This window comes from Paenibacillus sp. sgz302164 (genome assembly GCF_056120505.1).
Genome location: NZ_JBVYOL010000019.1, coordinates 99,289 through 114,590 on the forward strand (window position 1 = coordinate 99,289; position 15,302 = coordinate 114,590).

Annotated in this window: 13 protein-coding genes; 1 reads left to right on the forward strand and 12 read right to left on the reverse strand. The window is 52.8% G+C overall.

The window, feature by feature from the left end; genetic code table 11:
- Positions 1-33: 33 nt before the first annotated feature.
- The 12 genes from AC0LWT_RS27445 to AC0LWT_RS27500 form a co-directional block, all read right to left on the reverse strand.
- A complete protein-coding gene (locus AC0LWT_RS27445; RefSeq protein ID WP_474684472.1) occupies positions 34-864 on the reverse strand; it encodes an ABC transporter permease in 831 nt (276 codons plus the stop codon).
- Positions 857-1,792 (reverse strand): ABC transporter ATP-binding protein, encoded by a 936-nt coding sequence (locus tag AC0LWT_RS27450; protein WP_474684473.1) that lies wholly within the window; start codon positions 1,790-1,792, stop codon positions 857-859. Before AC0LWT_RS27450 ends, AC0LWT_RS27445 begins: the two co-directional genes overlap by 8 nt.
- Positions 1,789-4,212 carry a DUF7408 domain-containing protein gene (locus AC0LWT_RS27455; RefSeq protein ID WP_474684474.1) on the reverse strand — a complete coding sequence of 808 codons (2,424 nt, stop codon included), beginning with the start codon at positions 4,210-4,212 and terminating at the stop codon, positions 1,789-1,791. Before AC0LWT_RS27455 ends, AC0LWT_RS27450 begins: the two co-directional genes overlap by 4 nt.
- 169 nt (positions 4,213-4,381) lie before the next feature.
- The gene (locus tag AC0LWT_RS27460) at positions 4,382-5,056 is read right to left on the reverse strand and encodes a TerC family protein (protein WP_474684475.1); all 675 of its coding nucleotides are present in this window, start codon (positions 5,054-5,056) and stop codon (positions 4,382-4,384) included.
- Positions 5,057-5,117: 61 nt separating this feature from the next.
- Positions 5,118-6,323, reverse strand: a complete 1,206-nt coding sequence (thiI, locus tag AC0LWT_RS27465; RefSeq protein ID WP_474684476.1) for a tRNA uracil 4-sulfurtransferase ThiI — start codon at positions 6,321-6,323, stop codon at positions 5,118-5,120.
- Complete coding sequence (locus AC0LWT_RS27470; protein WP_474684477.1) at positions 6,323-7,498, reverse strand: cysteine desulfurase family protein; 1,176 nt, start codon at positions 7,496-7,498, stop codon at positions 6,323-6,325. Before AC0LWT_RS27470 ends, thiI begins: the two co-directional genes overlap by 1 nt.
- 168 nt (positions 7,499-7,666) lie before the next feature.
- Positions 7,667-8,389, reverse strand: a complete 723-nt coding sequence (locus tag AC0LWT_RS27475) for a lytic transglycosylase domain-containing protein (RefSeq protein ID WP_474684478.1) — start codon at positions 8,387-8,389, stop codon at positions 7,667-7,669.
- A 106-nt stretch (positions 8,390-8,495) separates the two neighbouring features.
- Positions 8,496-9,788, reverse strand: a complete 1,293-nt coding sequence (locus tag AC0LWT_RS27480) for a hemolysin family protein (protein WP_474684517.1) — start codon at positions 9,786-9,788, stop codon at positions 8,496-8,498.
- Between the two features lie 984 nt (positions 9,789-10,772).
- Complete coding sequence (locus AC0LWT_RS27485; RefSeq protein WP_474684479.1) at positions 10,773-11,222, reverse strand: hypothetical protein; 450 nt, start codon at positions 11,220-11,222, stop codon at positions 10,773-10,775.
- A 25-nt stretch (positions 11,223-11,247) separates the two neighbouring features.
- Complete coding sequence (locus AC0LWT_RS27490; RefSeq protein ID WP_474684480.1) at positions 11,248-11,463, reverse strand: DUF1540 domain-containing protein; 216 nt, start codon at positions 11,461-11,463, stop codon at positions 11,248-11,250.
- Positions 11,464-11,511: 48 nt separating this feature from the next.
- On the reverse strand, positions 11,512-12,606 hold the full coding sequence (locus AC0LWT_RS27495; protein WP_474684481.1) for a glycoside hydrolase family 15 protein: 1,095 nt from the start codon (positions 12,604-12,606) through the stop codon (positions 11,512-11,514).
- Between the two features lie 81 nt (positions 12,607-12,687).
- Entirely contained in the window at positions 12,688-13,188 is a 501-nt protein-coding gene (locus tag AC0LWT_RS27500; RefSeq protein WP_474684482.1) for a YpuI family protein, read from the reverse strand.
- A gap of 165 nt (positions 13,189-13,353) precedes the next feature.
- On the opposite strand from AC0LWT_RS27500, the gene AC0LWT_RS27505 reads away from it, so the two are divergent.
- Entirely contained in the window at positions 13,354-15,249 is a 1,896-nt protein-coding gene (locus AC0LWT_RS27505) for a S8 family peptidase (protein WP_474684483.1), read from the forward strand.
- Positions 15,250-15,302: the final 53 nt, after the last annotated feature.

The window sequence follows — 15,302 nt, forward strand, 5'->3', positions numbered from 1 at the left end:
TGCGCCTCCTTCCCGCTCATAAAGTTTGCCTATTTATTTTTTCGTCTTCATGATCGGCCGTAAATAACGGATGCTGAGCCAGAGCGCAAGAACGGAAATGCATGTGTAAACGGCGACGAAAATATGCCACATTTGCAGCCAGGTATGACCGCCGAACACCGACTTCGCGACATCCGGAATCATCAGGCTGAGCAGCACCGGCATCGGATTCAAGCTTAAAAAGTAGCCCAGCACCTCCTCGTTCATCCCCCGCCCGGACAGCTGCCCGAAAAAGATGCCGGCAAGCGCGGTAAAGCCGAAAATAAACAGCACAAAGCCGTACGCGGCAATGACTGCGATGACCGTCTTCTTGAACATGGTGGAGAAAAACACGCCTACCGCGCCTAGAGCGATCATGACGAACACATAAAAGACGAACACCCAAAGCAGCTGCCAGGGCGAAACGCCCCCGTATAAAAACACGATGCTGTACAGCGGCATCGAAGCCAGCACAGTCAACAGCATAAAGCTGATCGAAGAAAACAGCTTGCTCAAAATGATCGTCGCCGAGCTCTGCTGCGTCGTAAGCAGCATATTCAGCGTCTGCTTCTCCCTCTCGCCGCTTATGATTCCGGCAGTCAAACCGGGTGTCATAAAGGATATCAGCACCAGCTGCGCGCCGCTCAGAAAATAAAACAGCTGGCTGCTTTTCGTCGTGCTGAGCACCCCGTCCGACATGCCGACCGTGTTAATATACGCGAACCCCAACGCGAGCGCGCCGATCGCCAGCAAATAAATAAAAATGGAGAGCGGAGAGCGGAATGTGCGCATGCGCAGCCGAAATTCTTTTTCCATGACCGGATTGATCCAGTTGATCCTACTCATCGTGAGCTCCGCCTCCTTTCGTAATTTCGAGGAACACGTCTTCCAGATTCGTCATCGCTTCGCTAAAAGACAGCACCTGGTATCCCTGTCCCACCAATTGAACGAGCATTTCCGCCTGATCGGCATCCGTGCCGCCAAAATGAACGTGAATTCCTTTTTCATCGCTGAAAACCATCGTAACATGCGGCTGCCGCTCCAAAAAAACCGCCGCCTCTTCGGCCCTGTTCAGAACGCGCACGTGAAGGACGCGATTGGCTTTCATCCGGTTTTGAATGTCCGCGACTTTTCCTTTGGCGATCAGCTTGCCGTATTCGATAACGCCGATTTCATCGACCATCTCGGCCAGCTCGGGCAAAATATGCGAGGAGATAATGATCGTTTTGCCCATAACCTTCAGCTCTTTCAAAATTTCCCGCATTTCGATGCGCGCTCGCGGATCGAGGCCGGAAGCGGGCTCGTCGAGAATGAGCACTTCCGGCTGGTGCACGAGACATCTCGCCAAACAAAGCCGCTGCTTCATGCCGCGGGATAAGGAATCGACGTAAAAATCGGCCTTATCCGTTAAATTGACGAGATCCAGCAGCTGCGGAATAAGCTTCAAGCGCTCGGCTCTGGGAATTCCGTAGCTGGCGCCGTAAAAGTCCAAATATTCGGTAGTTTTGAAGTTATCGTACACACCGAAAAAATCCGGCATATAGCCGATCAGCTTGCGCACTTCTTTCGGCTTTTCCGTTACATCGAAGCCGCCTACTTTGGCAGTGCCGGAAGTCGGACTGAGCAAGGTAGCCAAAATCGACATCGTCGTCGATTTGCCCGCTCCGTTCGGCCCGACGAAACCGAATACCGTCCCTTTGCCGATCTCCATCGAGAGCGATTCCAATGCGGTAAAGCTGCCGTATTTTTTCGTCAAATTCGTAATCTCGATCATGGTTTCACCTTCCCTTCAAGCGATATGGAGGGAATGCGGAACGTCGTATGATTTTGCGTTGAGGTAACTTTCATGCGGATCGATTTCCCTTCCAAAATATATGGCGCAAGCTTCTCCGCATCCCAATTCAAGGACTTCTGCGCGTCGAGAGTTTCCCACTTTTGAGATGCTGCATTCCACAACTCCAGGGTTGCCCCGCTGTTCGGTTCGAGCTGCATGCTCATGAGCGTGTAAGAGGCCCTCTCGATTTGCGGCAGCTTGTAGTCCAATGTAAAGTCTCCGGTGCCCAGTTGGATATAAGGACCGCTTTGGAAATTGAAAAGGCCCGTTTGCATATTGTTGTCGATGGTATCCGGCACTAACGCCGTGCTTGGGATCACGATTTGCCCTTCCGGCGTCACGAAGCTCATCTTGATATGTTGGACGATCAGCGACAGCTGTTCGGACGGCAAGCTTTTTCCGCCTCCCAAAGCGATCGGCTGCTGTTCTGTCACCCATCCGGCAATCATCGGCTCAAAGCCGCCGGATACGTTTTGCCGGTTATGCAAATAGCCGTTCAGCAGTGAGCGCTGCCGGAAGCCGGTATCCGCTCCTCCCGCCGCCGGGGACGTAAAAATAACGTTTGCGACGTCCGGTCCGAACGAAATTCCGGTACCGCCGGCCGTATCGAAGCTTGCCGTGGCGCTGGCTTTCAACTCGCCGATTTTTACCACAGATTGGTTCATCAATAAGACCACGTCCGTCAGGTCCTTTTTAGTGTGATTCGTGATTTTGCCTTTAGCCGAACCCGCCGACAGGTCGGTAAATGAATATTCGAACTTGCCGGCCGCAATAGGCGCTTCGTCGTAGATTTTCATTTTGCTTACCGATGAGTAAGGAATGTCCTGTATTCGGACGCGGGCGGCATCATTGTCCTGACGAATGACCAGCTCGCTGCTGCCGATTACTTGCGAGCCGGTGCTGAAATTTTCCTGCATAATAGGCGCAACTTGCGCCCCTCCCGGAAATTGCATGTCCAGACTGCCGCCTTTCGGCAAAAAGACCGAGACGTTCGATGCCTTGATGCCCGATCCGTTCCCGTCAAGCTCCACGATATTTAAAGCTTGCGCCAGCATGCTGCCGCGGTTCGCCGCCCCGAACTGGAAAATGCCTATGCTCGTCACGATCGCAAGGGCAGGGATCGCGACCCAGGCCCATTCCCGCCGGTCCACCCGTCGCAAGAGCCAATAAAGCAGCGGTCCGACGACAACCGCATACAACAGAAGCGTCCATGTCAATGCCGTCAATTTCGGTGGCTTCAGGGCCGGAAAATATTCCAACGCCCGGTTCAGATCCCAATAAGGATCAGGTCCGTACCGGTTTTGATTCGTTCTGTATTTGTTCATTTCATCGAACGGCTCTTTTAGCAAAAGTCTCCACAAGCCGGGATTCCCGTTCCACGAAGCAAGCGGGTTCAGAGACAAGTCGTATGCTGCGTACACGATTTTGCCGCTGCCCAACGCCTTGCTTGCATACACCGGCACGTCTCCTTCGGCGGCGATCGTTTCCGCGCCCTGAACAAGCTGGGCCTTGGATAGAGTAAAAGGCTGCGGCAGCGCGAGCTCTTTCTCCGCCAGCTTGGCCAACTGCGGGAGTTCCTGAACGCTCGCCGTTCCCTGATAAGCTACAGGAGCGGAATCGGCAAACGGAGCGGCCGTTTTGGGATAGCCTGCGCCGCCGGCCAGGATGAGCCGGCCCCCTCGCTGCACCCATGTCTTGATCGCCTGAATTTGCTCTGCGGATAACGTATCGGAAGCAAAATCGTTCAAGACGAGTACATCGATTCCGTCCAATCCGAGCGCTGAAGCAGGAATATCCGCCTCTTTCAGATGCAGCACGTTGACTTTGTTGCCGGATTGGTTCAAAACGGCCAGGAAGTTCATCGTATCCGCATCCCGGGCTAGCACCCCGACTTGAACCGTGTCCGCCGGAATGCTGAACGTCTCCAGGTAAGCTGTTCCTTCCAACGAAACCGCTTTGCCTTTTTGGATCGAATCGCGGTAAAACGCAACGGTATTGTTGCCTTTTGCATATTCACTGCCAGGCAGCAGCAGTGTAACTGTCTTTGTGCTTCCTTTCGGAAGCTCTACATGGCTGACAAAAGTGTTGTCCTTGCCTTCGCCCGGATTGACGACCTGCACGGCAAGATCGCCGGATACGTCCGCCCCCGGATTATGCAGCGTAAATTTGACCGGCGTCCACTTCCTCAGCTTCACATTGGAAGCCCCGAAGCCGGGTTCCGCCTGAATCCCGATTCGGGCTTCCTCCGCTCCGGCCGCACCGGCAAACCCTGGCAGCGTTTGCCCGAGCAAGCCCAGCAAGACGAACCACGCCGTACACATTTTTAGAAAAAACGATAATTTCCCGATCCTTGATTTCACCCTGTGAACTCCCTTCTTTTGCACGCATATACCATTAGAGACGAGATCATTACCAAAAAGTTTCAAAAAGGCCTGGGAAATCGTAATATTTATGTGACAGACTTGGTGCTGAGAGTTAAAAAGAACCGCCCTGCTTCCATAGAATGGGTCAGCCGGGCGGTTGAGATTGTTATTTGCTTGCCGTTTGCAGCGAGCGGGTCCATTTGACGACGAGCCCCGCCCCAATGACGACGATCGTGGTGGCGATCGGAATCACGGTGTGCAAGTATTCATAGTGATACAGCACCAGATCGATCATTTTGGGGTCCTTGACGAACATTTCCCCGGCTGTATAACCGAGAACCCCCGCCCCGATATAAACGAGAATCGGGTATTTGTGCAGCAAATTCATAACCAGGCTGCTCCCCCAAATGATGATCGGGATGCTCAGGCCGATGCCGAGTATGATCACGGTCATATTACCCTGTCCTTTGGCGGCGATCGCCAGCACATTGTCCAGGCTCATAACGAAATCGGCGACGATGATCGTCCAGACCGCTTTGCCGAGTGTGGAAGCTTCCTTGATATTGGCGTGGCTGTCATCGTCCGTGAGCAGTTTGATGGCGATCCACAGCAGCAAAATCGAACCGCCCGCTTGAATGTACGGGATGTTCAAAACGCTGACGGCAATCAGCGTCAGGATCAGCCGCAGACCGATCGCGCCGAACGCTCCCCACCAGATCGCCTGCTTGCGCTGCCTGAGCGGAAGATTTTTGCTCGCTAATGCGATGACGACTGCATTATCCCCGCTCAACACGATATTGATGAGCATAATTTGCAAAAACAACCAAAGCTGATCCCACACGATTCATTACCTCCGCCCCTTATCTTTTGGCAAGCCCCCGGCTGGCAGCGATCTGTTCGGGCTAGAACAAATGGTGCCCGGAACCGGTTTTTCGATCGTGAACGATGTTGACCGTTTCCGTTTCCCGAACGGCTTGTTCGATCAATGCCGGCAAAAATTCCATGGCGCCCTCGATCTTTTCCACGATCCGAACGTTCGGATTCGTGCTCGGCGAAGGCGGCAAAAACAAACTGCAGCAATCCTCGTATGGCAGTATCGAGATGGGAAACGTGCCGATCGCTTCGGCGATTCGGATAATTTCCTTCTTGTCCATCATCATGACAGGCTGCAAAATCGGCAGCGTTACTACGCGCCCGATGGCATTCAGGCTCGGCAGCGTCTGGCTGGCGACCTGGCCAAGGCTCTCGCCCGTCACCAGCGCGGCGATTCCTTCCCTTTCCGCAATTTGCTCGGCAATCCGGTACATCGCGCGGCGGATCAAGGTGACCAGCAAATTGTCGCGGTATGCGCCGTGAATGGAAGTTTGAACTTCGGTGAACGGCACGAGATGAAGCTTGATGGAATTTGTGTAGCCGGACAACTGCCGCGCAAGCTCAATAACTTTCTCTTTGGCCCGTTCGCTTGTGTACGGATAGCTGTGAAAATGGATCGCTTCGATGTCCAGTCCTTTGCGCATCGCGAGCCAGCCTGCTACGGGGCTGTCGATGCCGCCGGACAGAAGAAGCAGTGCCCTGCCGCTCGTGCCTAACGGAAATCCGCCGGCGCCTTCCGTAACTTCTGCGTACAGCAGCGCCTGTTCTTCGCGCAGCTCGATCCGCAGCTCCGTTTCCGGATGATGCACGTCGACTTTTAACCCGGGACAAGCTTGAAGCACATAGCCGCCCACCAAATAGTTCATCCGCTGCGAATCGTAAGGGAACGCTTTGTTCACTCTGCGCACGCTGACTTTAAAAGTAGCCGGCTGCACGGGCAGCGCCTTCATCATTTTCAGCGCCAGCTCCTGAATCGCCTCCAGCTCCAGCGGAGCGTGATAAGCCGGACTGAACGAGGCTAGTCCGAAAACACGTTGAAGCCGGACGGCCGCCTCTTGATAGGATGCTTCTCCTAGCTCCACATATACGCGCCCATACTCGGGAATATACCTCAAATTGGAAAAATCGGCCAAAACTTTGCGTATTTGCTGTAAAACACTTTTTTCGAATTTTTTACGGTTGCGTCCCTTGAGCGTAAGTTCTCCGAGCCGTAAAATCATGCAATCCGGTTTCACTATCGTCTCCCCCTTCCGGAAACCCGCCGCTTGATCGTCGGCGTCAACTGCTTGACGACAGCCTGCAGCTCGGCAATAAAGCGGTCGGCCTCAGCTGCCGTCAATTCCGCGCCGTAGCTAATTCTGAGGCCGCTGAGCGCCTTCTCTCTGCCGCAGCCGGTCGCCAGCATCACCTGGCTCGGTTCCTCCTGCCCTGAAGCGCACGCCGATTTCGTCGATATGTAAATGCGCCTTTGTTCCAAAGCATGCACCACGACCTCCGCTTTCATGCCTGGAAAAGCAAAATGAACGATGTGCGGAGCCATCGCTTCGGGATCGGCGGAGCCGCTGAGTGTAAGCTCGGGAATCGCTGCAATTGCGCCGGCGATGCGGCTTCTCAGCTCATAGCAATGCGCTGTTTTTTGCTCCAGGCGTTCCATCGATAGCCTGAGCGCTTTCGCCATGCCGACGATCAGCGGAACGTTCTCGGTGCCGGAGCGGAAGCCGCGCTCCTGGCCTCCGCCGGCAAGCAAGGGCTGCAGTTTCAGCCCTTCCCTGCAGTAAAGAAAGCCCGCGCCTTTGGGGCCTCTGAATTTGTGCGCGGATGCGCTGCAAAGGTCCACGCCCAGTTCGCGCGGCTTGAACGGGAGCTTGGCGATGCCCTGCACGGCATCGACATGGAATACGATTTTCGGGAAGCCGGCGAGGTATTTCCCGATTTCCGCAATAGGCTGAATCGTGCCGATTTCGTTATTCACATGCATGACGCTGACCAAAATCGTCTCGTCGCACACGGCTTCCCGCAGCGCCTCCAGACTGACCGTGCCTGCGGCGTCGACAGGCAAATAGGTGACGCGGAAGCCGCTTTCCTCCAGTTGGCGAAATGCTTCCCTGACCGACGGATGCTCGATTTGCGTCGTAATGAGATGGTTTCCTCGCTGCCGATACTGGTAGGCGGTCCCTTTTATAGCCAGATTGTTGCTTTCCGTGCCGCACGATGTGCAAATGATTTCACCGGATGAAACGCCGATCGCGGCGGCGATGACTTCTTTCGACTCTTGCAAAAGTTTGTCCGCCTGAAAGCCGAGCCCGTGGATCGACGAAGGATTCCCGTAGTACCGGCTCATCACTTCGGTTACGGCGGCGATGACTTCTTCATATGGCGGCGTTGTGGCCGCATAATCGAGATAAAACATAGATGATAATTCCCTTTCCTGCTGAGCATTGACATTCCTTTATCATTAAAGCTTAAATTGCTTTATAACTCAAGTACGCTTCGCGTTCGGCCGTCTCCTCAAACGGAAACGGCAAAAAGGCCGACCCCCGCGCCAGAAGCGGGCATCGGCCTTTTTGACCATATGTATTTACTGCGAATAGCTTTTCTTGTAACCGAGCACTTTGCCCACGTAAGCCTGTGTTTCCATAGGCAGCAAATGCAGCTTGTCCGCCAGATCCAGATCCGAACGGATCCCGACCCGGTCTACCCGGCCAGGCCCGGCATTGTAGGCGGCCAAAGCAACGCCTTCGTTGCCTTTGTATTTGTTCAACAAATCGCGCAGGAAACGGGTGCCTGCATCGACGTTTTGCCTTGGATCGAATGCATTCGTCACACCGTACTCGCTTCCGGTTCCGTCCATCAGCTGCATCAGTCCCTTAGCCCCTGCCGAAGATACGGCCCGGTGGTTGAAGGCGGATTCCTGCTGGATAACGCCTTTTACAAGCGCCGGATCTACGCCGTAGCGGCTGCTTGCTTCCTGAATGAGCTCGTCGAACTGGGATTGGGATACATGCCCGGATTCCGATATACGCGGCGGATAATACGATTTCGCCAAAGCGCTTAACGAAGCGGGGACACCGTTCATCGCCCCTGCCTGATTGCCTGCCCATGCCGATAACGGCTGCATGGCTTGCGCGCCCGGGGCTTGTCCCATAATCGTTTCCAGCAATGCGCCAAAATCGGAGGAATCGTCGGCGGCGGATGTACTGGAATCGCCTGAAATCAGCGCCATTTTGTTCAGCATTTGCAGCTGAAGCAGTTCCTTCATTACTCTGGGATCAATGCTGTTCATCATAACCCTCATTTCCATACATTGCTATTCCCATTGTACACGTTTTGTTCCCTAACGACTATCCTTTTTTTCGGATGCAAAAAAAAGAACAGCCCGCGGGCTATTCCTTATTTCCTTATTTCTATCATGAAATGTTTTGCTGCAGCAGTTCATCCTGCATCGTTATTTTTCGCACCGTCACTCTGGAAATGCGCAAATGATCGATTTCCTCGACAATGAAAAGCAACTCGTCGTTGTAAACAACCTGCTGATTTTTGCTCGGCGGAATTTCGATCTGCGAATAAATCCAGCCGCCGATCGTATCGTAGTCGTCGGATTCGATTTCAACGCCGAAATAGTCGTTCACTTCATCAATCAGCAAAAGCCCGTCGATGGAGAACGTCTGCTCATCCTTGACTTCGATCGACGCGCGTTCCTCATCGAACTCGTCTTGGATTTCGCCGACGATTTCCTCCATAATATCCTCAAGCGTCACAAGCCCGGATGTACCGCCGTATTCGTCGATCAGCAGCGCCATTTGACTTTTCCGCTTTTGCATCATTTTAAGCAGATCGCTGATTTGGATGGAATCCGGCACGGTTGTGATCGGACGAATAATTTTTTTAATTCCTTTCAAATTCGCGTCAGGCTTCAGCAAATCCTTGATGTGCACGAAGCCGATAATGTTGTCTTTGTCGGGATCGCATACCGGATAACGGGTCCGCATCTCTTTGATGGCTACCGCCAAATTTTCCGAAAATGACAAGCCTGCGTACAAGCACTCCATTTCCGTTCGCGGAATCATAATTTCTTTGGCCGTAGTTTCAGCGAATTCAAATATATTGTCAACAAGCGTAAGCTCTGTATTATCGATGAGTCCGTTTTTGTGGCTCTCTTTCATCAATACGCGGATTTCTTCCTCAGTGTGCGCCGATTCGTGTTCGGTCGTCGGTTCAATGCCGGCGCGGCGCAGCATCCAGTTGGAAATTCCGTTCAGCATCCAAATGAAAGGATACATCAATTTGTAAAACACGATCATCGGCCCGGAGGCCAGCAAAGTCACGTCTTCCGCTTTCCGGATGGCATACGTTTTCGGGAATTGCTCGCCAAGCGTAATATGCAGCGTAGTCATGAGCGAGAAAGCTATGACAAATGTAATCGTGTGGAAAACCGAATCCGGCAAATTAAGCGGGCTCAGCAGCGGCTCCAATATTTTGGCAAATGTCGGTTCACCGACATAACCGAGTCCGAGCGAAGTCAATGTAATTCCGAGCTGACAAGCCGACAAGTACGCGTCAAGATTATTAATAATTCCTCTGGCAAATTTGGCATTCCGGTTCCCGTCTTCAGCGAGCGATTCGATCCGGCTGCCCCTTACTTTAACCATTGCAAACTCCGCCGCTACAAAAAAACCATTCAATAAAACCAAAAAAATCATTAATGCAAAACTAAGTAACGTTGCCGGTAAAGGATCTTCCAATACCTTACCTATCTCCTCTTGATGCAGTCGAGAAGAATAGGTGCACCTCCCTTTTGAAGTCAATTTGAAATATTACTTTTCATTATATAATAATACTCTAATCAATCAAAGGTTCGTTTATGACTCCTGATGCCAAAAAGTACGAGCATTCGGGAGCATACCTATTAATTTGATCGTCAGGAAGTAGCTGATCCCCCGATAAACGTTTTTTCAGTCGGAAATACACGTTTTTTTCGAAAAAAAATAAACAACAAGCCGAATTCGGCTTGTCATCATCGAAAACCTGCGCTCGCGGCAGGGCTTAAGCGAATCGTTGGCAGCATGCAAAAAATTCATGTGGTTGACCAACCGCCATCATGCAGCGCAACATCGCGCGCTGGGAACTGGGTACGGTGCGAAAAAGAGTAAAATGGGCCCGAGCTCGTGCAGCAGCTTTTTCCTCGTTGATGCGTTTGCAACGAATCATTCCTGCAAATATCACGCTGCCCGGAAACCCACATGCCAGGGCAGGTTGCACAATCTACCTGGTTGCGTGAAGAAAACCTGCAAAAATACAGTTTTTTGCATGGCTAATACGCTGAAAACGAATATTCCTGCAATTGTGCAGGCTTTTCGCTGCGAACATAGGCTCAGATTCATTTTCACGGAAAATTCCTGCATAATCGCAGGCTTTTCCCCCAAATGAACCATTTCCTCAAAAAAAACCTGCACTTTCGCAGGCTTTCTCCCTGCCAAGCTGCCTTTCGGGCCCCCACATCAGAACTGCAACATGTTGCTCGACCGACCGCCGTCAATGCAGCGCAACACACCGCGCCAGGAGCTGCGCACGGTGGCGTGCAAGAGGCATGGGTTTGAGGGAGAAGCCTTTCACTTGCGCTACGAAAGCCTAATCGCCCACAAACGCGACAGAGTGCCGAGAACATCTCGGCACTCTGTCGCGTTTTACGAATAAAAAGGAACCAGCAAAAAATAGGCGGCAATAGCAACCAATCCTAAAACAATCGACCAAGTACCGAGCGCTTTCGTGCCGCGGAAAAAGGCGAAAACACCCAAAGCGGCTCCGACAAAGCCGAGCACGACAGGCCATAGAAATAAGGAAACGATGGAAATCAAAAGTGCGGTATAGCCTAGAGCCTTGCTGCGGGTAACCGCTTCGACCATTTCTTGGACTTCCTCATCTTCTCCGGCCTCGGATTGAACGGGCTGCTGCACCTGATCCTCCGGCTTGCCGGAAGGACCGGCATACGGAATGCTTCTCGCCTGCGGATGCGGTGCGATCTCAGCGGCGTATTCCTCATTGCCGCTGTCCAGTCCGCCCTCCATTCTCAGCTGTTCCTGCTGAAAGCGCGCCTTGGCTGCCGGATCCGGATAACGGTTATCTTCAGTTGTCATGTCAGCCTCCGCTTATTTTAGAGCATCAACGGCTTTTCTTCGCTGTAAACGTATGGCAGCATGTGTTGGCCACATTCGCCGCAGTGTCCTTGTGGCCTTGGCCAAAGGCTTCCCCGGCAAACTCGGCGTTGTAATCAGCCTTCGCATGCTGATCCACATCAATCATAATCGTGTTAGCATTGCAGTTGTTTCCTTGCGCCCAATATTCGCAATTGGCAACTGAACATTTTACATCCGGCATTATGATCACCCCCAGTAACAATTTGCCCGCTGCAAGGGGGATCTATGCTTACGGGAGCTTGTCAGATAGCACCAGAAACATCGCGTGCGACCACAGCAGCGGCAGAGCCGGCTCTCCCCATTTTTGGAGCCATTCCTCATACTTGTCCGGGCTGCGCAGCGCATCCGGCACCTGTTCGGGAAGCCTGCCGAGCGCATCCGCCTTCGCTGCGATCCAGTCCAGGCAGCGCTGCGCCTCGTCCCGGTCGCCAAGCTCTGCTTTAACCAAACCGTACCAAGCCGTCAGCAAAATCCATTCCCCGCCCCCATAGTACGTATCCGCCTCATACCGCTGGATGCCTCCGTGCTTGAGCTGGCGTTCAATCGTCTGAACGGTGTTCGCCATGCGGGGATCGTCCGGGGCGAAGACGCCGAAAGGCACGGCCAGCCACAGCAGACTGGCATCGACCTCCGGCTGAACGGGCTGCCAAACTTCGTCTATGCATTGAATAGATTTAACAAATCGGCCGTCCATGACCGCATGGTCAACCAGAAATTGGCGGATGAACGCCGCTTTCTCGATCAGCGCAGGCCTGTCCTCGAGCTCCCCTAAAGCCCGCAGTCCGCCATAGACGCAAGCCAGCGTCGACGGATGCACGTAATCCGGGAACTCCTCCCAGCAATCGAAGTTGGGATAATGCCAAAACGTCATTAAGTAATCGACGGTAATTTCTATGCTCGCCCGAAGCTCCTCAAGCAATCGGCGGTTTCCGCTTATACGCACATGTTCCGCAAGCCCCCAAAGCCAGGTGCCGTAGCCGTCCAGTTGAAAATGTCCCCACTCCGAATCGTCGTCTCTGCCGTCCAAATGATACCGGGTGCCCAAAAACTCGCTGCGGTCGATCCAAATTTTTTGCTCGTGCTTGCGAATCAATTGATCCACTTTGTCCCGTTTATCCTTCAGAACGGCGTGCACCCACCTGTAGAACTGCTCCGCGCTTTCGCTCTCGCCCCTGAGATCCATCGAATAGGCGATAAAAGAACCGTCCCGGAGCCAACTGTACGCATAATGCGAAAAAAGCGGCGATGCCGCGTAGCCTCCGCGGGGATGCTGATTCAGCTTGATGACCGTGATGCTGGACTGGATAAGTTGCTCGCGATTCATAGGCATACGCTCCCTCTTTTAAACGAAAAAAGATGCGCACGAAAGTCGCATCTCCGGTTAGTATTTTCCAACTGCAAACGATTATACTTTTTCGCCTTGCATGCGGCGCTGGGTGATGTAGTCCGTTTCATAATAGGACAAATCTTCCCGAAGCTCCTCGAACACCTTGGACAGCTCGATCGTCAGATCGCGCACTTCGCGGGCAGGCTTTTTGCGGAAACGAATTGCATCCTGGCCCGTATAAGCGTAACGGCCATCTTCGGAATAGCACTCGTTTTTGGGATAGAAAAATGTATTTACGCATGTATGATACACTTCGTAGAGTACTTTCTCCGAAAAATCAACATTGAATGTCGGACGGCGCAAGCATACGCCCAGCTTTTCGTAAGCGACTTCGCAAAATACAAGCAGGTGGCGGGTGTCCTGCAAATAACCGCGGTAAAATTCATCCATGGCCGGATCGTTTTCCACATTTAGCTGCTGAAGGGAGTGATTATTCAGGAACAGTTCCATTTTGGCAGTCGCTTCTTTTAATTTCGTACGGGTTGAATCGCAAACATTTTTCACATTAAAAACAGCCATTACGTGTTTGACCTCCTCTAATTGCATTACTCCTATCCTACCATAAACTTGCACGAAAAGGTATATGTAAAAACCTCGATGGGACAGGGATGCATAAAACATTCCTCTCAGCACAACCCTATCCTAAGAAGCGGACTCAAACGATTATTAAGGAGGAAAGCCTTCATGTGGCGTTATGTATGCGCGTTTCTTGTTGTGCTGGGGGTAGGCATTTTCATACTCGCGGACAGGCCGAACAAGGGCACCAAGCCGGGGCCGGAGGTAAACAGCGTCAAATATGAAACGAACAGCAAGCAAACGCTTTTGGCGCAGGACGTCAAGCTGACCGATGATTTGTGCCGAAGCCAGTGCTCGCTTGATTACGACCGGATGGCGCAGCAAATTGAAAGCGGCCAGCCTGCGGAACAAGTGTTCCGGCAAATGAAAATGGACCATGAAAAAATGGACGTGCTGTATTGGTCAAGGAAAAACGAGCCGCTGGAGCGCGGCGTTAAGATCGGCGATCTTCAAGCGGATTACCGGGATCAGGCCGGAGCCTATTTGAAAGCGGCCAAAGCTGCTGCCGACGCAGGCAATCGATACCAATCGCCGCAGTTCGGCCAAGGCCATCAGTCGTTTTTTGTACTGGGCGTTCCAGCCAAGAGCGGCACCGGTTCGGTCGTCGGCGTCATTCACCAGGACATCCTCCATCAAGTCGCCGACCATCAGCGGAAAAATTTGCGTCTGGTGCCGTATCCCGCGGAAAACCGGTGGAAAGTCGAATCTGTCGATACGGACACGCTGCGTGACAAAGTCGTCAATCATCCGGAAGACAACCAGGGCACGAGCCATTACCATCAAAATGAGGTCGTCGTCCGTTTTAAAAAAGAACCGACAGATGCTCAGATTGCTCAAATCAAAGCGGAAATCGGAACCGATAGCGTGCGAAAAGTCGGCTATACGTACATTTTCAACGCCGGCGGCATGGAAGCGAAGCAGTTGATGGGTTATTTTCAAAAGTGGGATGTCGCTTATGCTGAGCCGCATTTTTTATATTTAACCAATGAACTATACGGCCCGTTCCAAAATCCGGAACAAACGAGCGCGAACAAACCGGCGGCGATCAAAGCCGATTTTGTGCCTAACGACGATTTGTACAGGGAATATCAATGGAATCTGCCGTCCGTTGAAACCGTGCAGGGCTGGCAGCTCAGCCGCGGCGCCAAAGATATCGTTGTCGCTGTCGTGGACACGGGCGTCGATTTGAAGCATCCCGATCTCAAGGGCCGGCTGCTGCCGGGCTATAACGTCATCAGCGGCAGCGATTCGCCGCAGGACGATGTCGGCCACGGCACCCATGTGGCGGGCGTCATCTCCGCTTTGGTCAACAACAATATGGGTGTAGCGGGAATGACCTGGTACAACAACGTAATGCCGGTAAAAGTATTGGATCAGTCAGGAGCCGGCAGCACCTACTCCGTCGCGCAGGGCATTATTTGGGCGGCCGATCACGGCGCGAAAGTAATGAATTTGAGCCTGGGCAACTACGCGGATTCGCAATTTCTGCACGATGCGATCAAGTACGCGTTCGATAAAGATGTCGTTATGATCGCCGCGAGCGGCAACGACAATACTGAAAAGCCCGGGTATCCAGCCGCTTATCAGGAAGTATTCGCCGTAGCCGCGACCGATTCGAAAAACAGAAAAGCGCCTTTCTCCAACTACGGCGATTATATCGATGTCGCGGCGCCCGGCGTCAACATCGCCAGCACGTACCCGGGCAATCAGTATGCCGCCTTGTCCGGAACGTCGATGGCCAGCCCTCACGTCACAGCATTGGCGGCGCTGATCCGGTCGGCCAATCCGGCACTGAAAAATACGGAAGTGTACGATTTGATGAGAAAAACGGCCCGCGACCTCGGTACTCCGGGGAGGGATAAATATTTCGGCTTCGGGCTGATCGACGTCGTTCGAGCGGTAAAAGCCGCCACCGCCCAAACGACCAAAACCGCCCAAAGTGACTGGCCGCATAACAACTTTTGGCGGGCAATGGAATCGATCCGCCAAAAATACGTGAAATGAATAATCAAAACGCCATGTTCGCGGGGTGCCTTTTCGCAATCCCCGGAAGATGG